This window comes from Mesorhizobium sp. B1-1-1, assembly GCF_006442955.1.
Classification (GTDB): domain Bacteria; phylum Pseudomonadota; class Alphaproteobacteria; order Rhizobiales; family Rhizobiaceae; genus Mesorhizobium.
On record NZ_VFWW01000011.1, the window covers coordinates 234,482 to 258,088 of the forward strand.

25 protein-coding genes and 1 tRNA gene are annotated in these 23,607 nt (G+C 62.5%); 15 read left to right on the forward strand and 11 right to left on the reverse strand.

What is annotated here, in order from left to right; translation table 11 throughout:
- Positions 1-90 precede the first annotated feature (90 nt).
- A complete protein-coding gene (locus FJ986_RS23565; protein ID WP_140675930.1) occupies positions 91-1,254 on the forward strand; it encodes an IS481 family transposase in 1,164 nt (387 codons plus the stop codon).
- Between the two features lie 153 nt (positions 1,255-1,407).
- On the opposite strand, the gene FJ986_RS23570 is transcribed toward FJ986_RS23565, so the two are convergent.
- From FJ986_RS23570 to map, 3 genes are all read right to left on the reverse strand, one after another.
- A complete protein-coding gene (locus FJ986_RS23570; RefSeq protein ID WP_140675933.1) occupies positions 1,408-2,661 on the reverse strand; it encodes a site-specific integrase in 1,254 nt (417 codons plus the stop codon).
- A gap of 147 nt (positions 2,662-2,808) precedes the next feature.
- Positions 2,809-3,495 carry a DNA repair protein RadC gene (radC, locus tag FJ986_RS23575; RefSeq protein WP_140675936.1) on the reverse strand — a complete coding sequence of 229 codons (687 nt, stop codon included), beginning with the start codon at positions 3,493-3,495 and terminating at the stop codon, positions 2,809-2,811.
- Positions 3,496-3,544: 49 nt separating this feature from the next.
- Entirely contained in the window at positions 3,545-4,372 is an 828-nt protein-coding gene (map, locus tag FJ986_RS23580) for a type I methionyl aminopeptidase (RefSeq protein ID WP_140517079.1), read from the reverse strand.
- Positions 4,373-4,581: 209 nt separating this feature from the next.
- Between map and FJ986_RS23585 the strand changes: the two genes are divergently transcribed.
- From FJ986_RS23585 to FJ986_RS23600, 4 genes are all read left to right on the forward strand, one after another.
- Positions 4,582-4,980 (forward strand): hypothetical protein, encoded by a 399-nt coding sequence (locus tag FJ986_RS23585; protein ID WP_140564083.1) that lies wholly within the window; start codon positions 4,582-4,584, stop codon positions 4,978-4,980.
- A gap of 108 nt (positions 4,981-5,088) precedes the next feature.
- Positions 5,089-5,325 carry a hypothetical protein gene (locus FJ986_RS23590; protein WP_140547213.1) on the forward strand — a complete coding sequence of 79 codons (237 nt, stop codon included), beginning with the start codon at positions 5,089-5,091 and terminating at the stop codon, positions 5,323-5,325.
- 178 nt (positions 5,326-5,503) lie between these two features.
- On the forward strand, positions 5,504-5,800 hold the full coding sequence (locus FJ986_RS23595; RefSeq protein ID WP_140517077.1) for a DUF982 domain-containing protein: 297 nt from the start codon (positions 5,504-5,506) through the stop codon (positions 5,798-5,800).
- Between the two features lie 138 nt (positions 5,801-5,938).
- Positions 5,939-6,202, forward strand: a complete 264-nt coding sequence (locus FJ986_RS23600; RefSeq protein WP_140521256.1) for a DUF6074 family protein — start codon at positions 5,939-5,941, stop codon at positions 6,200-6,202.
- 40 nt (positions 6,203-6,242) lie between these two features.
- Here FJ986_RS23600 and FJ986_RS23605 read toward each other — a convergent pair whose 3' ends face one another.
- From FJ986_RS23605 to phaC, 4 genes are all read right to left on the reverse strand, one after another.
- Positions 6,243-7,385 carry a hypothetical protein gene (locus FJ986_RS23605; protein WP_140675939.1) on the reverse strand — a complete coding sequence of 381 codons (1,143 nt, stop codon included), beginning with the start codon at positions 7,383-7,385 and terminating at the stop codon, positions 6,243-6,245.
- Between the two features lie 167 nt (positions 7,386-7,552).
- A tRNA-Glu gene (locus FJ986_RS23610) sits at positions 7,553-7,627 on the reverse strand.
- 268 nt (positions 7,628-7,895) lie between these two features.
- Positions 7,896-9,143 (reverse strand): YcbK family protein, encoded by a 1,248-nt coding sequence (locus tag FJ986_RS23615; protein ID WP_140495817.1) that lies wholly within the window; start codon positions 9,141-9,143, stop codon positions 7,896-7,898.
- Between the two features lie 216 nt (positions 9,144-9,359).
- A complete protein-coding gene (phaC, locus tag FJ986_RS23620; protein ID WP_140495818.1) occupies positions 9,360-11,195 on the reverse strand; it encodes a class I poly(R)-hydroxyalkanoic acid synthase in 1,836 nt (611 codons plus the stop codon).
- Positions 11,196-11,293: 98 nt separating this feature from the next.
- Between phaC and FJ986_RS23625 the strand changes: the two genes are divergently transcribed.
- The 7 genes from FJ986_RS23625 to recJ all read left to right on the forward strand — a co-directional run bounded on the left by FJ986_RS23625 (position 11,294) and on the right by recJ (position 18,066).
- Positions 11,294-11,686, forward strand: a complete 393-nt coding sequence (locus FJ986_RS23625) for a hypothetical protein (RefSeq protein ID WP_140495819.1) — start codon at positions 11,294-11,296, stop codon at positions 11,684-11,686.
- 74 nt (positions 11,687-11,760) lie between these two features.
- On the forward strand, positions 11,761-12,978 hold the full coding sequence (locus FJ986_RS23630; protein ID WP_140495820.1) for an LL-diaminopimelate aminotransferase: 1,218 nt from the start codon (positions 11,761-11,763) through the stop codon (positions 12,976-12,978).
- A gap of 48 nt (positions 12,979-13,026) precedes the next feature.
- Positions 13,027-14,340 carry a homoserine dehydrogenase gene (locus tag FJ986_RS23635; protein WP_140675942.1) on the forward strand — a complete coding sequence of 438 codons (1,314 nt, stop codon included), beginning with the start codon at positions 13,027-13,029 and terminating at the stop codon, positions 14,338-14,340.
- Between the two features lie 128 nt (positions 14,341-14,468).
- Complete coding sequence (locus FJ986_RS23640; RefSeq protein ID WP_140517065.1) at positions 14,469-14,825, forward strand: hypothetical protein; 357 nt, start codon at positions 14,469-14,471, stop codon at positions 14,823-14,825.
- A gap of 65 nt (positions 14,826-14,890) precedes the next feature.
- On the forward strand, positions 14,891-15,058 hold the full coding sequence (locus FJ986_RS23645; RefSeq protein ID WP_140675945.1) for a Thivi_2564 family membrane protein: 168 nt from the start codon (positions 14,891-14,893) through the stop codon (positions 15,056-15,058).
- A gap of 179 nt (positions 15,059-15,237) precedes the next feature.
- The gene (gene glpX / locus FJ986_RS23650; RefSeq protein WP_140675984.1) at positions 15,238-16,221 is read left to right on the forward strand and encodes a class II fructose-bisphosphatase; all 984 of its coding nucleotides are present in this window, start codon (positions 15,238-15,240) and stop codon (positions 16,219-16,221) included.
- A gap of 60 nt (positions 16,222-16,281) precedes the next feature.
- Positions 16,282-18,066, forward strand: coding sequence for a single-stranded-DNA-specific exonuclease RecJ (gene recJ, locus FJ986_RS23655; RefSeq protein WP_140517061.1), 1,785 nt, complete (start codon positions 16,282-16,284; stop codon positions 18,064-18,066).
- A gap of 11 nt (positions 18,067-18,077) precedes the next feature.
- On the opposite strand, the gene FJ986_RS23660 is transcribed toward recJ, so the two are convergent.
- The 3 genes from FJ986_RS23660 to folE all read right to left on the reverse strand — a co-directional run bounded on the left by FJ986_RS23660 (position 18,078) and on the right by folE (position 20,330).
- Entirely contained in the window at positions 18,078-19,049 is a 972-nt protein-coding gene (locus FJ986_RS23660) for a patatin family protein (RefSeq protein WP_140517059.1), read from the reverse strand.
- A gap of 97 nt (positions 19,050-19,146) precedes the next feature.
- Positions 19,147-19,605 (reverse strand): phosphoribosyl-AMP cyclohydrolase, encoded by a 459-nt coding sequence (hisI, locus tag FJ986_RS23665; RefSeq protein ID WP_140675987.1) that lies wholly within the window; start codon positions 19,603-19,605, stop codon positions 19,147-19,149.
- 89 nt (positions 19,606-19,694) lie between these two features.
- The gene (gene folE / locus FJ986_RS23670; protein ID WP_140517057.1) at positions 19,695-20,330 is read right to left on the reverse strand and encodes a GTP cyclohydrolase I FolE; all 636 of its coding nucleotides are present in this window, start codon (positions 20,328-20,330) and stop codon (positions 19,695-19,697) included.
- 242 nt (positions 20,331-20,572) lie between these two features.
- Here folE and FJ986_RS23675 point away from each other — a divergent pair, with 242 nt between their 5' ends.
- On the forward strand, positions 20,573-21,019 hold the full coding sequence (locus tag FJ986_RS23675) for an iron-sulfur cluster assembly scaffold protein (RefSeq protein WP_140495827.1): 447 nt from the start codon (positions 20,573-20,575) through the stop codon (positions 21,017-21,019).
- Positions 21,020-21,035: 16 nt separating this feature from the next.
- On the opposite strand, the gene FJ986_RS23680 is transcribed toward FJ986_RS23675, so the two are convergent.
- The gene (locus FJ986_RS23680; RefSeq protein ID WP_140675948.1) at positions 21,036-21,941 is read right to left on the reverse strand and encodes a LysR substrate-binding domain-containing protein; all 906 of its coding nucleotides are present in this window, start codon (positions 21,939-21,941) and stop codon (positions 21,036-21,038) included.
- A 326-nt stretch (positions 21,942-22,267) separates the two neighbouring features.
- On the opposite strand from FJ986_RS23680, the gene yidD reads away from it, so the two are divergent.
- Together yidD and blaOXA are read left to right on the forward strand one after the other, a co-directional pair.
- Positions 22,268-22,642, forward strand: coding sequence for a membrane protein insertion efficiency factor YidD (gene yidD / locus FJ986_RS23685; RefSeq protein ID WP_140675951.1), 375 nt, complete (start codon positions 22,268-22,270; stop codon positions 22,640-22,642).
- A 142-nt stretch (positions 22,643-22,784) separates the two neighbouring features.
- Positions 22,785-23,603: a class D beta-lactamase gene (gene blaOXA / locus FJ986_RS23690; RefSeq protein WP_140495830.1), complete on the forward strand. Its 819-nt coding sequence runs from the start codon at positions 22,785-22,787 to the stop codon at positions 23,601-23,603.
- Positions 23,604-23,607 lie beyond the last annotated feature (4 nt).

Below are 23,607 nucleotides of genomic sequence, written 5' to 3' on the forward strand. Positions count from 1 at the left end.
AGAGATGGGTGACAGTTCATTCCGGATAGATTGGTTACACTTTCGGCCCTTTGCAAGGAGAGCAAGGTGCCTTGGAAGGAGTGTAACGTCATGGAAGAGCGGCTGAAGTTCGTCGCCCGGTTGCTGGACGGCGAGAAGATGGCGGTGCTTTGCCGGGAGTTCGATATCTCGCGCAAGACCGGCTACAAGATCCTCACGCGCTACAATGACAGCGGCCTTGAAGGGCTGACGGATCGATCGCGCCGGCCCTATCGCCACGCCAATCAGCTTCCGTTTCAAATCGAGAAGCTGATTGTGCGCCTGAAGCAAGATAAGCCGACATGGGGGGCGCCGAAGATACGCGAGCGGCTGGCCCGGCTGTATCCCGATGTGCACCGGCCCGCGATCTCGACAGTGCATGCGGTGCTCGACCGGCACGGCATGGTCGAGCACCGCAAGCGAAGGCGCAACAGGGCGACGGGGACACCGCTTTCAAACGGCTATCGACCCAACGATCTTTGGTGTGCCGACTACAAGGGCGAGTTCATGCTCGCCGACCGACGTTATTGCTATCCCCTGACCATCACCGACTTCGCCAGCCGCTATCTCATCGCCTGCGAGGCGCTGTCGACCACCAAGGAAGCCTTTGCCTTCACCGTGTTCGAAAGCGTTTTCAAAGAGTTCGGCCTGCCCAGCGCGATCAGGACCGACAATGGCGTTCCCTTCGCCAGCCCCAACGCGCTGTTCAACCTCAGCAAGCTGTCGGTCTGGTGGCTGCGCCTGGGCATCGACATCGAGCGCATCAAGCCGGGCTGCCCGCAGCAGAACGGGCGCCATGAACGCATGCACCTCACCCTGAAGAGGGAAGCCACCAAACCGGCAGGCGCCAATTTCCTTCAGCAGCAGGCCAGGTTCGATGACTTCATCGACGAGTTCAACTCAGAACGCCCGCATCAGGCACTCGGCATGGACTGTCCGGCTGAGCGCTACACGCCCTCAACGCGCCCCTACACCGGCCTGCCGGACCTCGACTATCCGTTTCACGACAAGGCTGTCACCGTCACCACCTGCGGCCGCATCTGCTACAATCGCAAGAAGATCAATCTCAGTCTCGTCTTCGCCGGCCAGACCGTCGGCATCAAACAGGTCGAGGACCATATCTGGCTGGCTACCTTCATGGACTATGATTTGGGATATTTCGACGATGAGACATGCAGGCTCGAACCACTCCAAAACCCTTTCGGGCCAAAAGTGTTACCCATGGCTCCGGTATAAACCGTAACCTACGTGTCCGGAACGGACCCGGCGGTATTTGGCGCACCCGACAGGATTCGAACCTGTGGCCTCTGCCTTCGGAGTCTGTTTCTAGTTGAAGGTTTCAACGTCTCCCAGCGATCACAAATGTATGCCGGGGAGGAATAGCAAACGTCACGCAGCTTCCTTGAATGTGGCTTTACGCTTCTTCTTCACCAGGATATCGCGGATAAACTTGTCCCACCGCGCCATGGCGGCACGCTTTTCCGGCATGTAATTCCAGCGATCGTAGCTCTTGGAACTGACGTCCTGCAGAGTGTGGTTCTGTAATCGGTCTCGGATCTCTTTTGAGAGCCCAGCCTGGCCGGCAAGCGTCTTCCAGGTTCGCCGGAGATCGCGGTTTGTCACGACGGGGATGACCTCACGATCGCGTTGGCGCCACATGAACGAATAGAGCGTGCCATGGCTGACCGGTTTGGACGGGTCGGTTGCGGATGGAAAAAACCAGCCAAATTCATTCGGCTTGATCGACCCGATAAGTTCCGCCGCCATCTTGGGCACGGGGATGGCGTGAGGCTTTCCATTCTTGGTCTTGGACCAATCGATAATGCGCTCGGCCGCATCCCATTGATCGACGTGTAGCCGAGCGATCTCCTCGACGCGCTGGCCGGTCAGCATAAGAATTCTTACCGCGCGCGTGTAAGGGGGGTGGACCGGCGCATCGGGAGATTCGAGCCAACGATAAAGACGGATAAATTCCTCCTCGCCCAACCAGCGCGTTCCAACTTTTTTCGGTTCGGTTGGAATGCCCGCAGCTGGATTGTAGACGAGACGAAAGCGCCGGACCGAGGTTGTGCGGTAGTCATTCTCGGATTTCAGCCCCCAACTGTATGCCGATCGAATATAGCTGCGAACATGATCGGCCATAGACCGTTTGCCTCGCTGATAAATCGGGCGAATGAGGTCCCTGATCTCGTCAGGCTCGATGTCGCGGGCGGGGCGGTTGCGACCGAGCGAATCGGCGATCTTGTTCAAGCCCTTTTCGGCTTCCTTCCAAGAGGGTTTTCCATCTGCCTTAAGCGACGCGACGTAAGCCTCGAACAGATCGGCGACCGTGCCGGGTCGCGTGTCGCCGGCTATCTTGATGCTGCGTCCCTTCTGGATCATGTCGGCGAAGTCGCGTCTGAAAATCTCACGAGCCTGGCTGAGGCTCATTGACGGATACGAGCCGAGCTTTTTCTTGAGCCGCTTTTGGTCTCGCCATTGCTGGGCCATCCAGTCCGCTGTTATGCGGGTCGGCATTGGCTTTATCACTAGAACGAGGCGGCCTGTTCCATGACCCTCGCCATCGACAAGGTTCTGTTGCTTCCCGGTCTCCTCGACCTGCTTCAAAGCGTGGCGAATCTCTCCATCGGTAAGGCTTGGCACTGGGGTCTCCCGTAGGCTTTCGAGTGGGATCGGCTGACGGGTAGTAGGGGGCTGTGGTTGGGTTCAAAACGGGCTTCGATCCCCCTAAAACCGACCCCAATATGCCACAATGTCCGACTCTACGACAAGTCGAAAAGACTATATGTATCAGTGTGCTAAAGCGTGATCGTGCGTGATTGAAAAGGGCCGAGTGGGATGATTGTGCACCAGGATGATTGCCGTCGCCGACAGTTCGAGAGCGCGCTTGACCACCTCACGCGGATAGACGGGCGTATGGTCAACAGTGCCGGTCTGCTGCACCTCGTCGGCAATCAGCGTGTTCTTCTTGTCGAGGAACAGGATGCGGAACTGCTCGCGCGCCTCGAAGGCCATGGCTGACCGGCAATAGTCGAGAAGCTGCTGCCAAGAGGAGAGGATTTCGCGGCCATGGACCTCGCTGCGCGCCATGCGCTGGGCCGTCGCCGCAATGACCTTCAGGTCGAGCGCTACCACCGGGCCCACGCCCTTGACCTCCTGGAGGAGGCCGACGGGCGCGCCAAGCACCTCGGCCAGGGTACCGAAGCGGAAGAGCAGCGCCTTGGCGACCGGCTTGGTGTCGGCGCGCGGGATCAGGCGGAAGAGCAGGAGTTCCAGAAGCTCATAGTCGGGCAGGGCGTCGGGACCTGCCGAGGCGAAGCGTTCGCGCAAACGGTCGCGATGGCCGAGATAATGCGGCTTCTCCTCGATCCCCTTGGTCCTCGCGGCAGGCCCGGCTGTCCCAGGAGAGTGCATGGTCGCGGAAAGCTGCGCAGGCTTTTCTGCAAAGAAACTGCGCTCGTCGTCGTCACCTGACATCTCGTCTGCCCCCCAGCTCCCCGACCGCGAGCGCCGGGAGAACGAAACATTAGGCTGGCAGGCCGGGGCGGTCGAGCTTTTTGGGGGAGAGCGTGAAGATCTCGCAGCCGGTGTCAGTCACGCCGATCGTGTGTTCGTATTGCGCCGACAGCGAGCGGTCGCGTGTCACCGCCGTCCAGCCGTCCGACAGGACTTTCACATGCGGCCGGCCGAGGTTGATCATCGGCTCGACGGTGAAGATCATGCCGGGCCGCATCTCGACGCCCTCATTGGCGCTGCCATAATGCAGGATATTGGGCGCGTCGTGGAACAACTGGCCGACGCCGTGGCCGCAGAAGTCGCGCACCACCGAGCAGCGCTCGCCCTCGGCATAGCTCTGGATGGCCGCGCCAATGGCGCCGGTGCGGGCGCCAGGCCTGATCGCGGCAATGCCGCGCATCAGGCATTCATGGGTGACTTCGAGCAGGCGTTCCGCCGCGCGTTTTATGGTGCCGACGGGGTACATGCGCGAGGAATCGCCGTGCCAGCCGTCGAGGATGTAGGTGACGTCGATGTTGACGATGTCGCCATCCTTCAGCGGCTTGTTGTCGGGGATGCCATGGCAGACGACATGATTGATCGAGGTGCAGGAAGACTTGGTGTAGCCGCGGTAGTTGAGCGTCGCCGGCAGCGCGCCATGATCCATGCCGAACTCGAAAACGAAACGATCTATGGTGTCGGTGGTGACGCCGGGCGCAACCATCGGCACCAGTTCGTCGAGGCAGCGCGCCGTGAGGTCGCATGCCTTGCGCATGCCGGCAAAACCTTCCTCGCCATAGAGGCGGATCTGGCCGGTGTTTCTGAGCGGTGCCGTGGCGGCGTCGAGATAAGTGACCATTGGTGTCCGTCTTGCCGGTGTGGCTCTGCAAGGGAGCCGGCGTGAAAATCTCCCCAGATTTGGCACTTGAGGGCAAAAGGTTCAAGGAAGAACTGCCCGGACACGACCAAGCGGCAGGGATATTCGGCGCGCCCCGGTGTCCTTGACGCCCTTGTTCCTTCCCTTTCAGTCGACCGTGCGGTAGGGCGAGGGAGGTTTTTGGAGATTTCATGAGCGTCGAGCACGCCAGATTGCCTGAAGCGCCGTTGAAGGCGGCCTGCTCATTGCTGATGAGCCTTGTGCTGCTGGCGATGCTGTCGCTTGGCCGGGCGGAGGTGCCCGTCTTTGCCGGAGCAGCCTCCGGTGTCGCCAGCGCCGGCGTGGAGCGGTCCGGCGAAGCGGCGGCGCTGCTGCGCATCACCGGCAAGGCGCAGGCGCTGGAAGTTCGTTCCGGCCGGCCGGCCCTGGTTAAGTTCGCCGGCGGCCATCCGGCCCTGCCGGCTCGGGACACCGTCTTTTCCTGGTTTGTTTCGGTTCCGCCGGCAGAGGTCGTCGCCGCCGACGGGGACGCCCGCACACCGTGGGCGACTGCCAATCAGCCGCGCGCGCCGCCATCGGTTCCGGCCTGAGCGGTTTCAACCGCTCCTTCACTCTAACCACTTCCTGTTCGCGCCTCGATCCGCGCGGCGGCTTCGGTCGCGCAGCGGTGCGTAGCGCGTCATTTCCGGATTGTTTCCATGCAACGTATCAAGACACTCAAGAGCCTTTCGCGCGCGGCCTGCGCCGCCATTTTCCTTTCCGTCCAGGCGCTCATCTGTATCGGAACCGTCTACTGGGCGCTGACGGAGACGCTCGGCCTTTCGGCGACAGGGGCACTTGTCCTTGGCGGGATTTTCGCTGTGCCGTCTGCTCTCGTGCTGCTTACGGCGGTGCGCATGGCCTTCGATGCGGAGACCGATCCCGCCAACCAGTAGCCGGACCGCCAAGGCGCCCGCGTTCGACAAGGCCGGGCGCCTTGGCGCTTGCTTGCGGCGGCTGCGGCAAAACGTCCATGACCGCGGAGACGCCACATTCCTGCGGTAGCGACCGGCCAGAGCAACTTTTTACGACGGATGGCGTTGCCGCTGGTGACGACAGTTCGGGAGATGGCGGATGGACAGACTGCAATTCGAGGTGCCGGTGCGTATCGCGCCCGGACCCGGCCTGCCTGTCGAGGAGATCTACAGCGTCGAACAGGCCCTTGATTTTCTCCAGGCCTGGCCGCTGCGCCGGCAAGGCCCGATTTACCAGAAGGCCTTCAACGCCTGCTTCGGCGCCACCGTGGACGTGGTCAAGACCGAGGATGCCTGCCGGGCGTTCATGGCGTTCTGCCGGGTGACCGGGCTGATGGCCCGGGACATGATGGCGCCGCGCAAGCGCGGTGGCCAGGCGAGAGGGCTGCAAGCCTGAGGTGCGCTGCGCTCTTCGTTCTCCTGGCCGAACGGCGCATCGATGCCGATGCCATTAAGCTTCCGTTTCCACTTTCGCGGCTACGCCATGCTTGTTCGGCAATGGTTGATTCGTTGCGTCAGTCTCGTGGTTCGGAAGATGTCCCCAGAAAAAATCCGTGCATTCCCGATCGACCGTCAGGCATTCCTGGTTCGGGAGGTGGCTGCCAGGCTCGACAGTTTGCATGGCGACAGCGCCACCTCGTTCTGGAGGGCCAAGGCGACGGAGTTGTTCGATCTCGTCGTCAGGTCAGGCAGGGACAGGGCGGCGGCCAGCGACGAGGTGCGCAGGTTCTTCTTCGCCGTGCAAAAAGAGATATCGGCCGGCGCGGCCGCTGAGCCGATGCCAATTCTTTCCGCCTGAAGTGCTCCGCAAGGCGTCCCACAGCCGGTCCATGCCACCGCTAGCGGAACAGATATTTTGAAACTTCGGGGTTGCCGCGTCGCCACATGACGTTGTCAAGGAAGTAGTGGTGCACGTTGATGAAGATCAGCACTATGAAGAAGAACAGCGACGAACCCAGGACTTCCTTGTCGTAAGGGATCAAGGCAGTCAGTGCCGCCGGGATCAGCCAGAAACCGAGACCGCCGAGGACCCCGCCGGCGACGACGAACCCCAGGACTCGCGTCCTGTAGATCGGACCAAGAACGGACAGGATTCTGGAGTCCGGAACCTTTTGTGCATCGGGACCGTCACGCTCGACATTGCTTTGATAGCGCCAGACCACGGCCAGGTACTGCAGCGAATGGAGAGCCGGCACCACGAGCAGCCACAGCGGGTTTATTCTCACGACCAGGATCCAAAGATATAGGGACGCGATATAAGCGACGACGCCGTTATACGGCAGGCTGCCGCCATTTTTACTCCAGCGATTGATCAGCATCACGACGGTGGCGGCCGTGGAAGCGGCCGCGGCCGACAGCGCAATCGTGTTGAGCCACGCAGGCGTGGCAAACGTATAATATTCCAAGCCGTAATATTTTGCTTGGCTGACCGCCGTGTTCGTCTGAAGCCATGCGAACAGCCATACGGCATAGCTGTTGACCAGCAAGATTTTCTTGTCCGGATTGGTGAAGAACCTGCCCTTCAACACGGCGTCCACCATCAACATGCCGTAGCCTTGCTTGACGTAGTGCCAGCCCACGAAAAAGAACATCGCGTTGGCTGCGTTTCCGAGCAGCCGGGCGTTCGCCGTTATCGAGCCGTAAGCAAAAAACCCGACCATGAGCAGGGGAACGACAATGCCGGCGAAAATGTAGCGGATCTGGAGGCCCCTGTCGTATCCCTCGCCGCGCACCTTGCTTCCAAAATTGCGATAGAAAAGTTGGTAAGAGTGGGCGAAATGCGGATAGTTTATCAAGTAGGCCAGGAAAAACATCGCCGCCGCAACAAGGCTGTCGTATTTGGTAGGCACGAAGAACAGGGCCGGCAAAATCAGGAATGCGCTGCCGCCAAGCATGAGGAAGTCGGCCAGCGGGCCAAAGAGATATCTTTGTGGCGGCGTCGCCGCAGGAGCTCGAGCATCCGCCGAAAGGTGAACTGCCATATTAGCATCCCCCTGGGAAAGCCGATTTAACCATCGAGCCTTGCCCTCGACAAGGTCGAGGCGGCGGAATGGTCAACACGTAAAATGACGTTCCGGAAGGGGGTGTTACCCTGTCCGGCGCAATAGCTCTTGACGCCGAAAGGAGCGGAGGGGACATCGAGTGAAGCTGGTACGCCCAAGGGGAATCGAACCCCTGTTACCGCCGTGAAAGGGCGGTGTCCTGACCGCTAGACGATGGGCGCGCTCAGATGAAAGCGGCTTATACTGGCGTTGTGCGCAACCGGCAACCCGTCAGGTGCCGGCTTGGACAACTTTTTTCCTGCCTGCCGAAGCGAGTGATTCACGCAGCGCCAGCGGCAATTTTTCTGGCGGCCGTCACCAGCCGCTGCGTGGATTTCCGGGCACTTTTCAGACGATTGCGGAAGCGGCCCGATGCAAATGCATGTCGCTCAAAAGTGAGCTCCGTTTCAGCGCGACGCGCTTTGGCGCGTCCAGCCGAGCCGGCCCTGGTCAGCCTTCGCCACCGCTGCGCCGGCGGCAGCGCCAGTTCCAGTCGCGCTCGGGGCCGACGTCGACGTGGACCGATTCGGTGTGGCAGTAGGTGCCGACGCCGCCGCGGCCGGGCATCGTCCTGACGTAGCTCGCCAGCTCCCATTTCGAGACGCCCGGCACCTGGATGTCGGCGGCGGCGCAATACATGTGCAGCGAATTCTTGGCGCCGTTGGCACGGCGGTTGCGGGCGGGGTCGCGATAGCCGGAGGTGACGACCATCTTGCGGCCGTAGTGGCCTTCGATCGTCTTGAGCACGCGCACCAGCGAGGGCTTGAGGCACGCCACGTCGACACTCTCGTTCTGCTTCAAGAGCCCGTTGGGCGCCAGGCGCGCCATGCCGGCGGCGGAAGCTACCTGGTAGAGGCCGCCCGAACCTTCATCCTCGTTGAGGTCGACGTCGCTTTCGTCGTCGAGGCCGGATTTGCGCTTGATCTCGAACAGCGCCGTCTGGCGGACGCCCGGCAGGGCATCGCTGCCGGTGATGTGACCTGAGTCGTCGCCGAGCGAAGCCAGCTGCACCGGTTTCGCCGTGGAATCGGCCGAGGCCAGTGTAATGATCGGCTTTGCCGCCGCCGGGGCGGGCTTGGCCTGCACAGCCGGCTGTTCGCCTGCGCGCGTGTTGACCAGTGGAGCGGGCTTCGCCGAAGCCGGCGTGGCGCCAAACATCGAGGCCAGGAAACCCCTTTTCTTCGGCGCCTCCGCTTGCTGCGCCTCGCCAGCGGTCACATAGACCGGATTGTTCATCGCCGGTGTGGCGGCCTGCTTCGGCGCCGTCACGGCCGCGTCGGCGGCGGCGATCTTCTGCGCCGCAGCATCGGTCTGCTGCGCCGTCTGCGGCTGTTGCTCCAGCGATTGCGGCGTGTTTCCGGCAATCGTTTCAGCTTCAGCCGGCGCGGTGAGCGGGAAGGCCGCCTGCGGCTTGGTAATCGGCACGTAGGCGACCGTCTCGGGCAGCGCTGTGTCGCCTTCCGCCATCACGGTGGTCTGCGTGGTCGCCGTCTGCGACGACGAATCGCCGGCCACGATCGGCTTGTTTGTCGAGGCTGCATTGATGTCCGACGCGGAGGCATTGTAGCCGGGCATGCCAACCGACATTGTGGGGTCGCCGGCCGAGGTGCAGGAGGCCAGGAGCACGGAGCAGAGCGCCGCCGCAATGGTGCGGCGTTCTCCCTTCGCGAGGCTCCACCCTGCTGATTTCAAAGTCAAATTCCCCCTCGATATCCGATCGGTATATCCTTGGCGCGGCGTCCGAACGGCTGCGTCGAGGTGCCCCTTGTCTCCGATCCGGAAACGAGACCTGTGTCAAATCAGCAAGCCTGGAAGTATTTTTGCGGCAATTGCCGAATTTAGGCGGCAAGATGGTTGACGACACCATTTCGCCCGCTTTTACGGGTCCGTCAACTCACCAGACATTACAGTCGGTTACACACGCACCTTGACATAGGTGCCGGGGGCATCACCAAAAGTTTTCATATGCTTGCCTGCTTTGCGGGCGGGCACGCGATTGTTGTCCTTGGCCTCTATCCAGCTCTGCCAGTGCGGCCACCAGGAGCCAGGATGGTCGGTGGCCCTTGCGATCCACTCGCCGAAGTCGCCCTCCGGCTTGCCGCCGGTCCAGTACTGGTACTTGCCCGATGCGGGCGGGTTGACGACGCCGGCGATATGACCGGAGCCCGCCATCACGTATTCGACCTCGCCACCGAAATATTTCGAGCCGAGGAAGACGGACAGCGCGGGAGCGATGTGGTCTTCCCTGGAGGCGAGGTTGTAGATGGGGATCTTGATATCGGCGAGCGAAACGGTGCGTCCGGCAAGTTCCATCCTGCCGCGCGAGAGGTTGTTCTCGAGATAGCAGTTGCGCAAATAGAAGGAGTGGTTGGCCGCCGCCATGCGTGTCGAATCGGCATTCCAGTAAAGCAGGTCGAAGGGCAGGGGATCCTTGCCGCGCATGTAGTTGTTGACGACATAGGGCCAGATCAGGTCGCCCGAGCGCAGCATGTTGAAGGCGGTCGCCATCTTGGTGCCGTCGAGATAGCCCTTTTCGTTCATCGCCTTTTCCACCGCCGCGACCTGTTCCTCGTCGACGAACACCTTGAGGTCGCCGGCATAGGTGAAATCGACCTGAGTGGTGAAGAAGGTCGCCGATTTGATGCGATCGTCACCCTCCTGCGCCAGCAGGGCAAGTGCCGCCGCCAGCAACGTGCCGCCGACGCAGTAGCCGATAGCGTTGACCTCTTTCTCGCCTGTGGCCTTCTCGATAGTGTCGAGGCCGTATTGCAGCCCCTCTCTTGTATAAGCCTCCCAGTTCTTCATGCCGTGGCGTTCATCAGGGTTGATCCAGGAGATGACGAACACGGTGTGGCCCTGTTCGATCGCCCAGCGGATGAAGGATTTCTGCGGGTTGAGGTCGAGTATGTAGAACTTGTTGATCCAGGGCGGGCAGATCAGCAGCGGCCGTTTCAGCACCGTCTCGGTGGCGGGATCGTATTGAATGATCTCGGCGACGTCGCTGCGGCCGACCACCTTGCCGGGGGTGGTGGCGATGTTGCGGCCGATCTCGAAGGGCGAGTAGTCGGCCTGACGCAGCTTCAGGTCGCCCTTGCCGGCCGCGATGTCCTCGGCCAGCATCTTCATGCCGCGCACAAGATTTTCGCCGTTCGAGGCGATGGTTTCGCGAAACAGTTCCGGATTGGTCAGGATGAAATTCGACGGCGAGATGGCGTTGGACACCTGCTTGACGTAGAAGCTCGCCTTGTGGCGGGTGTGGTCATCCAGGCCTTCGGCGTGCTCGACAAGATCAGCCGCCCAGCGCGAGGTGACGAGATAGGCCTGTTTCAAGAAATCGAAGAAGGCGTTGCGGCCCCATTCCGGATCCTGGAAACGCTTGTCGCCGCGCTCCGGCTTGACCGCGTCCTCGGTTCGCTCGGCATCGGCGCTGACGCGCTGGATGGCGTTCGCCCAAACCGTCATATAGCCGGCGAACAGCCGCGTCTGCGCTTCGAGCGCGCGTTGTGGGTCGGCAAGCCAGTATTCGCTGAGCTTGGAGAAGGTCTTCACCATGTCGACGACCGGTTCGGCGACATGGTCGCGCACTTCGCCCTTCTCGCGCGGCTCGGCCCAGGCGGAAGCCGCCTTGCCGGCCTGCTCGATCATGCGCGCCATGTTCAGGGCGAAGCGTTCCGGGTCCTTCACCAGATATTGCTCGACCGTCGAAGGTCCGCCATCTTCCGCTTTGCCCGAATCGGGTGTTTTGGACATGGTGCGCGGGGTTCCTCCCGAAGCGTTTTCTTGACATATTACCATGGGACATCCGACTGGGTCCAACCTCGCTCTACCCCGGCTGCCAAGGAAACAATATGACGATTAACATTGGCGAGACTGTTTTTTTCGGCGCCGGTCGTTTTTGCCGCATCGGTGCGGCAATTGCCCTGCTGTGCCTTGGGGCCTGCTCGAGCACCAATACCAGCGGCCCGGTGCCCATCGCCACATCAGCGGGACCGAAGGATACCGGCACCTTTCCGAACCTGAACATCCCGCCGAAAGTAGCGGCCAAACAGTTCACCGATGCCGAGAGGAATGCCAGGCTCGCGGAATTGAAGGGGGACGAAAGCGCGCAGGCAGCCAATGGCGGCGCCCCCAACGTCACCAATCAGGCGGCGCTGACGGACCTGGCCAGCAAGCATGGCGCGCAGACGCTGAAGCAGATCGAAGGCAAATGCGACCCCACCCTCGACCCTACCTGCAAATAAGTATATAGCGCGCGCCCAAGGCACTTGCCGACACGGCGCGCCTTGCCAAACGCCAAGTGATGTCTGGAACTGCCATGGAAGAGTTTCACAAGGTCCGCCGGCTTCCGCCCTATGTCTTCGAGCAGGTCAACCGGCTCAAGGCCAGCGCCCGCTCGCGCGGCGCCGACATCATCGACCTCGGCATGGGCAATCCGGACCTGCCGACGCCCAAGGCAATCGTCGACAAATTGTGCGAAGTGGTGCGCGATCCGCGCACCCATCGCTATTCCTCCTCGCGCGGCATTCCGGGCCTGCGCCGCGCCCAGGCCGCTTACTATCAGCGCCGCTTCGGCGTGAAGCTTGATCCCGATACGCAAGTGGTGGCAACGCTGGGTTCGAAAGAGGGCTTCGCCAACATGGCGCAGGCGATCACCGCCCCTGGCGACGTGATCCTGTGCCCGAATCCAACCTACCCGATCCATGCTTTCGGCTTCATCATGTCGGGCGGCGTCATCCGGTCGCTGCAGGTGGAACCCGATGACGGTTTCATCCCGGCGGTCGAGCGCGGCATCCGCCATTCGATTCCGAAGCCGCTGGCGCTGATCCTCAACTACCCGTCGAACCCGACGGCGCTGGTCGCCTCGCTCGATTTTTACAAGGACGTGGTGGCGTTCGCGAAGAAGAACGACATCATCATCCTGTCGGACCTTGCCTATTCGGAGATCTATTTCGACGGCAATCCGCCGCCTTCGGTGCTGCAGGTGCCGGGCGCGATCGACGTTTGCGTCGAGTTCACCTCCATGTCGAAGACCTTCTCCATGCCCGGCTGGCGCATGGGCTTTGCGGTCGGCAACGAGCGGCTTATCTCGGCGCTGACCCGGGTGAAATCCTATCTCGATTACGGTGCGTTCACCCCGATCCAGGTGGCGGCCGCACACGCCCTCAACGGCGATGGCGCCGACATCGCCGAAGTGCGCGACATCTACCACAAGCGGCGCGACGTGATGGTGGATGCCTTCGGCCGCGCGGGCTGGACCATTCCGGCTCCGGCTGCGTCCATGTTCGCCTGGGCGCCGATTCCCGAGCCGTTCCGCCATCTCGGCTCGCTCGAATTCTCCAAGCTGCTCATCGAACATGCCGACGTTGCGGTGGCGCCAGGCGTCGGCTTCGGCGAACATGGCGATGATTTCGTGCGTGTCGCGCTGGTCGAGAACGAGCACCGGATCCGGCAGGCGGCGCGCAACATCAAGCGCTTCCTGGCGACCAGTGCCAAACAACCCAACAATGTCGTGCCGCTTTCCGCCCATCGGTAAGCTTTCCGCACACAATTTCGTTTGATCTTTCGGGGGACATCGCCGGCCATGGCTGAAGCTCTGCGTGTTGGAATTGCCGGCCTCGGCACAGTCGGCGCCTCGGTGGCGCGCGTGCTGCGCGACAAGGTGGCGGAGCTGACACGGCAGTGTGGGCGCGACATCGTCGTGTCGGCGGTTTCGGCGCGTGATCCCAAGCGCGACCGCGGCGTCGATCTCAATGCCGCGAAATGGTTCGACGATCCGGTCAAGATGGCGCAGGCCGCCGAGATCGACGTTTTCGTCGAGCTGATCGGCGGCGACGAGGGGCCGGCGTTCGCGGCGGTCAGGGCGGCGCTCGAAGCCGGCCGCCATGTCGTTACCGCGAACAAGGCGCTGCTGGCCAAACATGGTGTCGTACTGGCCGAGATCGCCGAGAAGAAGGGCGTGCTGCTCAACTATGAGGCCGCGGTGGCGGGCGGCATTCCGGTTATCAAGACGATGCGCGAGGCGATGGCCGGCAACTCGGTCACCCGCGTCTTCGGTATTCTCAACGGTACCTGCAACTATATCCTGACCCGGATGGAGGCCGAAGGCATCTCGTTCGACGCCTGCCTCAAGGACGCGCAGCGGCTGGGCTATGCCGAGGCCGACCCGACCTTCGACATCGAAGGCCATGACACCGCGCACAAGCTGTCGATCCTGACCAGCCTGGCCTTCGGCACCAAGATCGCCGCCAACGACATCTACATGGAAGGCATCTCGAACATCACCCAGGCCGATATCCGTGCGGCCGGCGATCTCGGCTACCGGATCAAGCTGCTTGGCGTTGCCCAGCGCACCGAGAGCGGCATCGAGCAGCGCGTGCATCCGACCATGGTGCCGACGGCCTCGGTGATCGCGCAGGTCCACGGCGTCATCAATGCGGTGGCGATCGAAACCGACATCCTCGGCGAACTGCTGCTCTCCGGCCCCGGCGCCGGCGGCAATGCCACCGCCTCGGCCGTCATCGGCGACATCGCCGATATAGCAAAGAGCCGTCCCGGCTTCCAGCACGGCCCGGTCTTCGGCAGGCCGGCGAGGGAATTGAAGCCTTACAAGAAGGCGCAGATGCGCAGCCATGCCGGCGGCTATTTCATCCGGCTGACCGTGCATGACCGCATTGGCGTGTTCGCGGCCATCGCCAAGCGCATGGCCGACAACGATATCTCGCTGGAATCGATCGTCCAGCACGCGATCAGCGGCGAAGCGGCGGCGCAAAAGACGGTGATCCTCGTCACCCACGAGACCACCGAAGCCGCGGTGCGCAAGGCCGTGGACGGTATCACCAAGGATGGCCACCTGACCGACAAGCCGCAGGTCATCCGGATCGAACGGGCAGGATAGATATTTCCTTCCGTCGTGTACCACTGGATTGCTGCGACGATACTGTTGCGGCCGATGCCGCTGCCTGGCTCGCCGGAACCAATCCCGGCCAGCGCCGTTCTCCCGAGGTGCAAACCGAGGGAATGCCAATGGCCGAAACATCGAAATCCGACACCCCCCAGATCGACGACATCCAAAAGACGCTCGAAAAGCAGATCGCCGATCTGCGCAAGGAGATCACCAGGATCAACAAGAGCCTTTCGGAGCGAGGTGCGGAACTGGTTGACGAGGCCTCGGCTCAGGCATCCGATGTCTACGACAGCGCGGCGAGCCGTGCGTCGCGAACGGCTCAGCAGTTGCGCAGCCAGGCGCAGGCGGTCTCGGAGGTCGCGCGGGAAAATCCGGGCACGACGACGGCTGTGGTCGGCGTCATCGGGCTGCTGGGTTTTCTGGCCGGCCTCGCCGTTGGCCAATCGATGAATGACACCCAGCGCCGCTGGTATTGATCCGGTAACGACCGAACCGGGTTTGCCAGCTTACCTGTCCATCGAGCAATTTCCAGGGGAGCACCATGGCTTCTTCCGTCCTGATCGGTATTCTGATCACGTTCCTCGTGATCATTCTGGTGCTTTATCTCATTCAGCGATTGCCGCTGGATGCCAGGATGCGGCAGATCGCGCAGATCATCGTCATCACCATCGGCATCGTTTCGCTATTGAAATATCTGGCCGTGTTTTAGATCTCGATACCTACTTTGAAAGCGGCCCAAGTTCGCCGGAATCGTGCTATCCATAGTTTAATCGATTGATATTGCAGGCTTTTCGAGAAAACCTTCGAGAGGTCTTGCCGTTGTCATGCTCGTTTGACACAAGAGGCGCGCCTCCGGCGGGAGGCGGCATGCGAACGAGGATCGACCTGATGAACGTGGCCCACAACATTATCGCCGGACTTGACCGGATACTCACCATGGAACTGGTACGCGTCACCGAGCGCGCCGCCGTCGCGGCCGCCAGGCTGCGCGGACGCGGTGACGAAAAGGCCGCCGACCAGGTCGCGGTGGACGCCATGCGCCAGGAGCTCAATCGCCTCGCCATCAAGGGCACGGTGGTGATCGGCGAAGGCGAGCGGGACGAGGCGCCGATGCTCTATATCGGAGAGGAGGTCGGCACCGGCAAAGGCCCGGCGGTCGACATTGCGCTCGACCCGCTGGAAGGCACCACGATCTGCGCCAAGAACCTGCCCAACGCGCTGGCCGTGATCGCCATCGCCGAGAAGGGCAGCCTGCTGTTCGCGCCCGACGTCTACATGGACAAGATTGCCATCGGCCCGGGCTTTGCCGAGGGCGTCATCGACATCGATGCCTCGCCGGCCGAAAACATAGCCAGCCTGGCAAAGGCCAAGGGCGTCGCGGTGTCCGACGTTACCGCTTGCATCCTCGACCGTCCGCGCCACGGCAAGCTGATCGACGCCGTGCGCGCCACCGGGGCGGCAATCCGGCTGATCGGCGATGGCGACGTCGCCGGTGTCATCCACACCACCGATCCCGAGGAAACCGGCATCGACATCTATCTCGGCATTGGCGGCGCGCCGGAGGGGGTGCTGGCCGCCGCGGCGCTGCGCTGCACGGGTGGCCAGATGCAGGGCCGCTTGATCCTCGACACGCCCGAAAAGGTCGCCCGCGCCGGCAAGATGGGTATTGCCGACCCGAAGCGGGTCTACCGGGCCGAGGACATGGCGCGCGGCGATGTGTTGTTCGCGGCCACCGGCGTCACCGACGGCAACATGCTGGCAGGCGTCAAGTTCGGCCGCAACTACATCACAACGCACACGATCGTGCTGCGCTCGTCGTCGCGCACCGTGCGCGAGATCAAGGCCCGGCATCAGGACCTGGAAAAGTTTTGATGCATTCCTGACTGGCCGTCGCATATTGTGGGCAATGATCATCCGCAAACGTCGCCTCGCATGACGGGCGAGAGACGCCTTTTTCTCGATGTCCGACAGTCGGCCACCGGTGTTTCCTGGGAACATCGGCTGACCGAGCGGCAGGACATGGTCGCGCTTGCCATCGCACAGGGGCACGGCGTGCCCGATATCGTCGCGCGCGTGCTTGCCGGACGTGGCGTGACGGCGGAACAGGCGGAGCGCTTTCTCGACCCGACGATCCGCGACCTGCTGCCGGACCCGGCTTCGCTGACTGACATGGACAAGGCGGCCATTCGAATAGCCGCCGCGGTGATGGCCCGGGAGAAGGTGGCGATCTTCGGCGACTACGATGTCGATGGCGCCGCCTCGTCGGCCTTGCTCAAACGCTTCCTCGCGCATTTCTCGATATCGTCGGAAATCTACATTCCCGATCGTATCTTCGAGGGTTACGGTCCCAATCCCGAAGCCATGCGCGAGCTCGTCTCGCGCGGCGCGACGCTGATCGTCACCGTCGATTGCGGCACCAACAGCGCGGCTTCCATCGACGCGGCCAATGCCGCCGGTGCCGATGTCGTGGTGCTCGACCATCACCAGGTCGGCGGCGCCTTGCCGGCGGCACACGCGGTGGTCAACCCCAACCGCGACGACGACCTTTCCGGGCAGGGCCATCTCTGCGCCGCCGGAGTGGTTTTTCTCGCGCTGGTGCAGACGGCCAAGGTCCTGCGCGGCCGGCTGGCCGACGCCACGCCGCCGGACCTGCTCTCGCTGCTCGATCTCGTGGCGCTGGCCACGGTCTGCGATGTGGTGCCGCTCACCGGCGTCAACCGTGCCTTCGTCGTCAAGGGCTTGCAAGTGGCGCGCCAGCAGAAGAACGAGGGAATGTCTGCGCTGGCGCGGGTCTCGCGCGTCGGCGAGCCGCTCAGCACCTTCCATCTGGCCTACCTGATCGGACCGCGCATAAACGCCGGCGGGCGCATCGGCGACGCCGCCCTCGGCAGCCGGCTGCTTGCGACCGACGATCCGGTCGAGGCCCGCACCATCGCCGAGACGCTCGATCGGCTCAACCAGGAGCGGCAGCTGATGGAACACGAGATGCTGGCCGCGGCGCGTGCCGAGGCCGATGCCGAGCTTGCCGGCGGCAGCGGGCCGGCCATCGTCGTTACCGCTAGCACCAACTGGCATCCCGGCATCGTCGGCCTGCTTGCCTCCAGGCTCAAGGACCATGCCCGACGGCCGGCCTTCGCCATCGCCTTCAACGCCACCGGCACCGGCACCGGTTCAGGTCGCTCGGTGTCGGGCTTCGATCTCGGCCGGCTGGTGCGCGAAGCCGCAGATGCCGGGCTGATCGTCAAGGGCGGCGGCCATGGCATGGCAGCCGGCATTACCGTCGAGCGCACGCGGCTCGGCGAGCTCAGGGCATTTTTCGAGGAGCGCGCAGCAGCCGACGTGTTCCGATTGCAAGACGAGGAAAGCCTGGCGATCGACGGCGCGCTTGCCGCCGAGGGTGCGACGCTGGCCTTGCTGGATGCGCTGGAAAAGGCCGGCCCGTTCGGTGCAGGGCATGTCGCGCCTGTTTTCGCGCTGCCTCGCCATCGGCTGGCCGACGCCCGGCTGGTCGGCACCAACCACATCCGCGCCGACCTCCAGTCGGGCAGTGGCGGTCGCATCCAGGCGATCGCCTTTCGTGCCGTCGACACCGTGCTCGGCGACTTCCTGTTCAAGAACCGCGGTAAGACGATCCACGTCGCCGGCTCATTGTCGGGCAATTACTGGAACGGCAATCGCAGCGTGCAGTTCCGCATCGTCGACGCGGCACGCGCCTGATGCGTCTTTGATCAGGCGAGAACCGTCTGAAGCCGGGTCAGTTCGCCGATCTGTGCCATCGTTGCCCTATAGCCGATCTGGATCGCCTCATCGGCGCGGTGGAATTCGGTCAGACCGATGTGGCTGAGCTTGGGCTGCAGCGACATGTCCGGCGGATCGCCGGCAAGCCTGGCGCGCGAGATTCGGTCCTGGATGATGTTGAAGGCCTCGACCATGACGCCGGTGATGCCAAGCCGCGTCTGATGCGCCCGGTGCTCCGGGTCGAATTGGCCACTGCGCGGTGCATCGTTCTCGACGACCAGTTCGCCGGCGCTATGCTTGATGACGGCGGCACGGCCGAACAGGTCGTAATGAAGGTTGACCGCGACAACCAGCGGCTGCTCATAGGCACGGCAGACCGACACCGGCACCGGATTGACCAAAGCTCCGTCGACCAACACGCGGCCATTGCAAGTCACCGGCTCGAACACGCCAGGCAAGGCATAGGAAGCGCGCATGGCTGTTATCAGCGAGCCGTTCGACAGCCAGATCTCATGGCCGGTGCGGATTTCGGAAGCGACCGCGACGAACGGCTTGGACAAATCCTCAAAGCGAATGCCGGCCACATGCTCACGCAGGCGAGCATCCAGCTTCATGCCGCCGAACAGACCGCTGCCGCGCAGGTTTAGATCGAGCAGGCCGAAGATGCGCCGCCTGGTCAGGCTGCGGGCGAACTCTTCCAACTCGTCCAGTTTTCCGGCGAGGTAACAGCCGCCGACCAGCGCGCCGATCGAGGTGCCGGCAATCATCGAAACCTCGATGCCGGCTTCATCGAGCGCGCGCAGCACGCCGATATGCGCCCAGCCTCTTGCGCAACCGCCGCCCAGTGCAAGCGAGATGCCAGTTTTCTTTGGTGATGTTGTTTCGGACGCGCCGCCGGACGAAGCGGGACCATTCGCCTCTCGTACGTCCGCTCTGTTACGCAATGACGCCCACTCGAGCATCATGATCTCCCTTGTCCCACAGCTAATATATAGGCGGGCCGTATCGAAATGGTGAATCTATGTGGTTGGCTGCGGGCAAAAGGTTCAAGCTGGTCATTCACGGGAGCTTCCGATACGTTTTTTCCGCATCAAACAAGGGCTCGCTGCCATCGTCGGCAAGCATCGCCTTGCCGTCGATCAGCCCCACCGTCCGATAGAAGCAGGAACGCCGGCCTGTGTGACAAGTTGCGTCGTGGCCTAGCACTTTGACGCGCAACCATATGGCGTCCTGGTCACAATCCGTGAGCACCTCGATGACATGCTGGAGATTGCCTGACGTTTCGCCCTTCTTCCACAGCGCATTGCGCGAACGCGACCAGTAGTGGGCGATACCTGTTTCAAGCGTCAACGCCAGAGCCTGCGCATTCATGTGCGCGACCATCAAAAGCATGCCGTCTGCCGCATCGGTGACGACGACGGTGACCAGGCCGGCGGCATCGAAGCGCGGTGAAAACACCGCGCCTTCTTCCAGCGCTTTCTTGTCTGAGGGAGCCTTCGGAAATTCCAGTGCCGACATCGCCGGGCTATCTTCCTGTTTGACCATGATTATCCGAAAACCGGTAGCCACTTTCGGAATCATGGTCCGGCGATGCCGGGCGAGGCGGCTTACACCCCACCGCCACGCACCATGGTGACGAAACGAACCTGTTCTTCGGGAGTATCCTTGAACACGCCGGTGAAGGTCGAGGTCAGCGTCGTGGAGCCCTGCTTGCGGATGCCGCGCATGGCCATGCACATGTGCTCGGCCTCGATCATCACGGCAACGCCGCGCGGATTGAGCACATCCTGAATGACGCCGGCGATCTGCGCGGTCATGGCTTCCTGGGTCTGCAGGCGATGGGCGAAGATATCGACCACGCGCGCGATCTTGGACAGGCCGACGACCTTGCCGTCCGGCAGATAGCCGACATGGGCCTTGCCGATGATCGGCACCATGTGATGTTCGCAATGCGAATGGAACTGGATGTCCTTGACGATGACAAGGTCGTCGTAACCAGCCACTTCCTCGAAGGTGCGGCCAAGCTCTTCGGCCGGGCACATGTCGTAGCCGCCGAACATTTCCCGATAGGCCTTGGCCACCCGCTTGGGCGTGTCGACCAGCCCTTCGCGATCGGGGTTGTCGCCGGTCCAGCGCAAAAGCGTGCGTACCGCAGCCTCGACCTCGGCCTCGCTCGGCCGGTCGGTGACGGGCTTTTCCATGTAGGCCGACTGGGGCATGAACTTCTTGATAACGGCATCCATAAAGGCGTCTCCCGTAGTCCCTCTCTCAGGAGGAACGAGTTGAACGGACCACGACCTTTCGGCGTCGGAAACTCGCCCGGTTTCCAGCCCCGTAAGCGGCGTGAGCAAACTGCGGCAAAGACGTGGGCTTTTCGTCGCCTTGTCGATACCGGACTGCCAGCATTATATATGGTCATGACGAGCGAAAGAAAGACGCGTCAGCGGCAAACGCTGTTCGCTTGGCGGCGACGGACCGGAAAATAATGATCAACGACGTCTACAATGCGAAAATTCTCGGTTTTGCCGGAAATATCACACGGATCGGCCGGCTCGATCATCCCGACGCCAGCGCGAGGGCACATTCCAAATTGTGCGGCTCTACCGTTACCGTCGATCTCAATATGGCGGACGGCGTGGTTACCGATTTCGCACATGACGTGAAGGCCTGCGCGCTCGGCCAGGCCTCGTCCTCCATCATGGCGCAGCATGTGGTTGGCGCTACGGCCGACGAATTGCGCGCGGTGCGCGAGACCATGCTGAAAATGCTGAAAGAGAACGGAGCGCCGCCGGAAGGCCGCTTCGCCGATCTCAAATATCTGGAACCGGTGCGCGACTACAAGGCGCGCCATGCCTCGACCATGTTGACCTTCGACGCGGTGGTCGACGCGATCGGTCAGATCGAGAAGAAGCGCGCCGAAGAAGCCGCCTGATAGCCCCTTTGGCGGCCTATCGGGGCCGTCTGCTTTCGGCGAATTCGCTTCTCACCCAGTCGGCGAACGCGGCGGCTGGCTCGGGGAGATCGCGCAGGCTTCTGGCCACCAGCCAATAGGCGCCGGACGCGACGTCGATGTCGAACGGCTTGACCAACGTGCCGGAGGCGAGCTCTTCGCCGATCTGCAGGAGATCGCCCAGCGCCACGCCGTGTCCGAGCAGGGCGGCCTGCTTCGAAAGCGATGCATCCGCCAGCATGGGACCGCGCGCGGGCACGGCGTCGGCAGGCACACCAGCCGCCTCAAACCAGCGCGCCCAACCCTGTCGGTTTTCCTCATGCAACAGCGTATAGCGGCCAAGGTCGGCCGGCTTGTCGAGGGGAGGCCCCGCGGCAAGCAGCGCCGGCGACAGAACCGGTGAATCGACCGTCGAGGCAAGCTGCTCGGCCTCGCTGCGCGGCCACGAGGCAGCATGCGCACTGAAGCGTAACGCAAGTTCAGGCTGGTCGCCGCGAAACTCAATCAGCCTTGGATCGACTTCGAGCGCGACGTCGATGTCGGGCCGCAATTGGCGAAAACGGTTGAGCCGCGGCACCAGCCATACCGATGCCAGAGACGGCTCGACGCTGACGCGAACCACTGTCTGCGCGGGAGCCGCCACCAACTCGGAAAGCAGGGCGTCGATGGCGTCGAAACTCCTGACCAGCTGACTGAGCAGCCGGCGGCCCGCATCGGTCAGTTCGACGCGGCGATGGTGACGTTCGAACAGGGGCCGGCGCAGAAAGATCTCGAGCTCGCGGATCTGCCGGCTGATCGCTGCCTGCGAGACGAAAAGCTCCTCGGCCGCCCTGCTGAAACTCAGGTGCCGCCCGGCTGCTTCAAAGCTCCTCAAGGCCGTCAGCGGCAATCGCCCACGCTTCATTCGCATAACCCAGGATTATCCGAAGTGGAAATTATACTCGTTTGAAGGCGAAGGCCAGCGGCGGTCTACTCGTCGTCAAGGAGATACGGCCATGGTCCAGTTGCTAGAGATTTTTGGCGATGTGATGCGGATTGCAACCTATCAGTGGCGTGACGAAAGGACCCGTCGGAAGCACCACGAAGAGCAGTCTAGCCCCCGCCGATGGGCACTGCCGGCTGATCGGCAGCCACTTCGCCGCTTCCGCCCGTGAAAGCTCAGCAAGCAGGGGCGGGATTGCGTTCTCCCGATGAAGCCCACATCTATCGTGTGGAAAGACGGAGATCGCAGTGGGCGACCAGCATGGGCATACACATACAGCCGGGCCGCCGCGGCAAGGCCGCAACTGGTCCGGCCCGTGGCGCAAGACCCCCGGCCGGGTGTTGGGCACGTCGCTGGTGCGCCTCTATCAACTGACGCTGTCCAGCTTCATCGGCAATTCCTGCCGTCACCTGCCGACCTGCTCGGAATACGCGCATGAGGCGATCGCCCGCCATGGCCTTTGGGCCGGCGGCTGGATGGGATTTTTCAGGGTTCTGCGCTGCGGACCAATCGGCACCCATGGCGTCGACCTTGTTCCGGAGGTTCTGGCGGATCGGTATGTCTGGTTTACGCCGTGGCGATATTGGCGGATCGGCGGCAACCACGACGAGGCGCGAAGCTGACTGCCGGTCAGTTCTTCAAGGCAACCGTTTACGATCTGGTAGGGTTAACGGCAGCCTGCACAATAACTGCGAATTTGAGACAAAATCGAGACAAGAGACCTCGCTAAGCCGCTCGCCGAACCCCCTCTGGAGCGAGCATCCAATGCGCAATGTCGACCGTCTTCCCTTCATCCTTGCCGGAGTCCTGTTCCTGCTTGCCTGGCTTCTGGGATTTCCGATGCGCGCGCAGTCGGCGCCGCTCGGGGATGTGCAATGCACGCTGATCGCCGATGCGCAGAGCGGCAAGACGCTTTACCAAAACGGCGTCTGCGATCAGCGGTTCAGCCCGGCCTCGACGTTCAAGGTGCCGCTGTCGCTGATCGGTTACGATGCCGGCATACTAAGCGACGAGCACACGCCGAGCTGGGACTACAAACCTGAATTCAAGGCGGTCAAGCGGGACCACAAGACCGTCGATCCGATGATCTGGGAGCGGGACTCGGTGCTGTGGTATTCACGCGAGATCACCCGCCGGCTTGGACCGGAGAGCTTTGCCGGCTACGTCTCGAAGTTCGGCTATGGCAATGCGGACGTTTCCGGCGATCCCGGCAAGAATGACGGCCTGACTCATTCCTGGGTGAACTCCTCGCTCAAGATCACGCCGGTCGAGCAGGTCGATTTCCTGCGTAAGCTCCTCGCCGGCAAGATGCCGGTCTCGGCCAAGGCTCACGACATGACGAAAGCCATCCTACCCAGCTTCAAGGCCGGCGACTGGACCGTCCAGGGCAAGACGGGCAGCACCAGGGTCGGCGAGGGCGGCAAGGACAGGCGTTCACTCGGCTGGTTCGTCGGCTGGGCGCAGAAAAACGGCCGCCAGATCGTGTTTGCCCGGCTCGTCGTCGATACGAAGCGGAGCGATATGCCGAAGGGGCTCGCGACGCGCGCGGCCTTCCTGAAGGACCTGCCGCTGCTGATTAAATAGCCGA

Bases quoted from the DNA above. Each gene is read 5' to 3' on its own strand.
- FJ986_RS23675 (WP_140495827.1), top strand. From the start codon at position 20,573: ATGATCAACGACGTCTACAATGCGAAAATTCTCGGTTTTGCCGGAAAT.
- hisI (WP_140675987.1), bottom strand. From the start codon at position 19,605: ATGTCGGCACTGGAATTTCCGAAGGCTCCCTCAGACAAGAAAGCGCTG.
- FJ986_RS23600 (WP_140521256.1), top strand. From the start codon at position 5,939: ATGTCCCCAGAAAAAATCCGTGCATTCCCGATCGACCGTCAGGCATTC.
- FJ986_RS23590 (WP_140547213.1), top strand. From the start codon at position 5,089: ATGCAACGTATCAAGACACTCAAGAGCCTTTCGCGCGCGGCCTGCGCC.
- FJ986_RS23625 (WP_140495819.1), top strand. From the start codon at position 11,294: ATGACGATTAACATTGGCGAGACTGTTTTTTTCGGCGCCGGTCGTTTT.
- glpX (WP_140675984.1), top strand. From the start codon at position 15,238: ATGAACGTGGCCCACAACATTATCGCCGGACTTGACCGGATACTCACC.
- FJ986_RS23680 (WP_140675948.1), bottom strand. From the start codon at position 21,941: ATGAAGCGTGGGCGATTGCCGCTGACGGCCTTGAGGAGCTTTGAAGCA.
- FJ986_RS23635 (WP_140675942.1), top strand. From the start codon at position 13,027: ATGGCTGAAGCTCTGCGTGTTGGAATTGCCGGCCTCGGCACAGTCGGC.
- recJ (WP_140517061.1), top strand. From the start codon at position 16,282: ATGACGGGCGAGAGACGCCTTTTTCTCGATGTCCGACAGTCGGCCACC.
- FJ986_RS23640 (WP_140517065.1), top strand. From the start codon at position 14,469: ATGGCCGAAACATCGAAATCCGACACCCCCCAGATCGACGACATCCAA.
- FJ986_RS23605 (WP_140675939.1), bottom strand. From the start codon at position 7,385: ATGGCAGTTCACCTTTCGGCGGATGCTCGAGCTCCTGCGGCGACGCCG.
- blaOXA (WP_140495830.1), top strand. From the start codon at position 22,785: ATGCGCAATGTCGACCGTCTTCCCTTCATCCTTGCCGGAGTCCTGTTC.
- FJ986_RS23645 (WP_140675945.1), top strand. From the start codon at position 14,891: ATGGCTTCTTCCGTCCTGATCGGTATTCTGATCACGTTCCTCGTGATC.
- FJ986_RS23660 (WP_140517059.1), bottom strand. From the start codon at position 19,049: ATGCTCGAGTGGGCGTCATTGCGTAACAGAGCGGACGTACGAGAGGCG.
- FJ986_RS23585 (WP_140564083.1), top strand. From the start codon at position 4,582: ATGAGCGTCGAGCACGCCAGATTGCCTGAAGCGCCGTTGAAGGCGGCC.
- map (WP_140517079.1), bottom strand. From the start codon at position 4,372: ATGGTCACTTATCTCGACGCCGCCACGGCACCGCTCAGAAACACCGGC.
- FJ986_RS23595 (WP_140517077.1), top strand. From the start codon at position 5,504: ATGGACAGACTGCAATTCGAGGTGCCGGTGCGTATCGCGCCCGGACCC.
- phaC (WP_140495818.1), bottom strand. From the start codon at position 11,195: ATGTCCAAAACACCCGATTCGGGCAAAGCGGAAGATGGCGGACCTTCG.
- FJ986_RS23630 (WP_140495820.1), top strand. From the start codon at position 11,761: ATGGAAGAGTTTCACAAGGTCCGCCGGCTTCCGCCCTATGTCTTCGAG.
- folE (WP_140517057.1), bottom strand. From the start codon at position 20,330: ATGGATGCCGTTATCAAGAAGTTCATGCCCCAGTCGGCCTACATGGAA.
- FJ986_RS23565 (WP_140675930.1), top strand. From the start codon at position 91: ATGGAAGAGCGGCTGAAGTTCGTCGCCCGGTTGCTGGACGGCGAGAAG.
- radC (WP_140675936.1), bottom strand. From the start codon at position 3,495: ATGTCAGGTGACGACGACGAGCGCAGTTTCTTTGCAGAAAAGCCTGCG.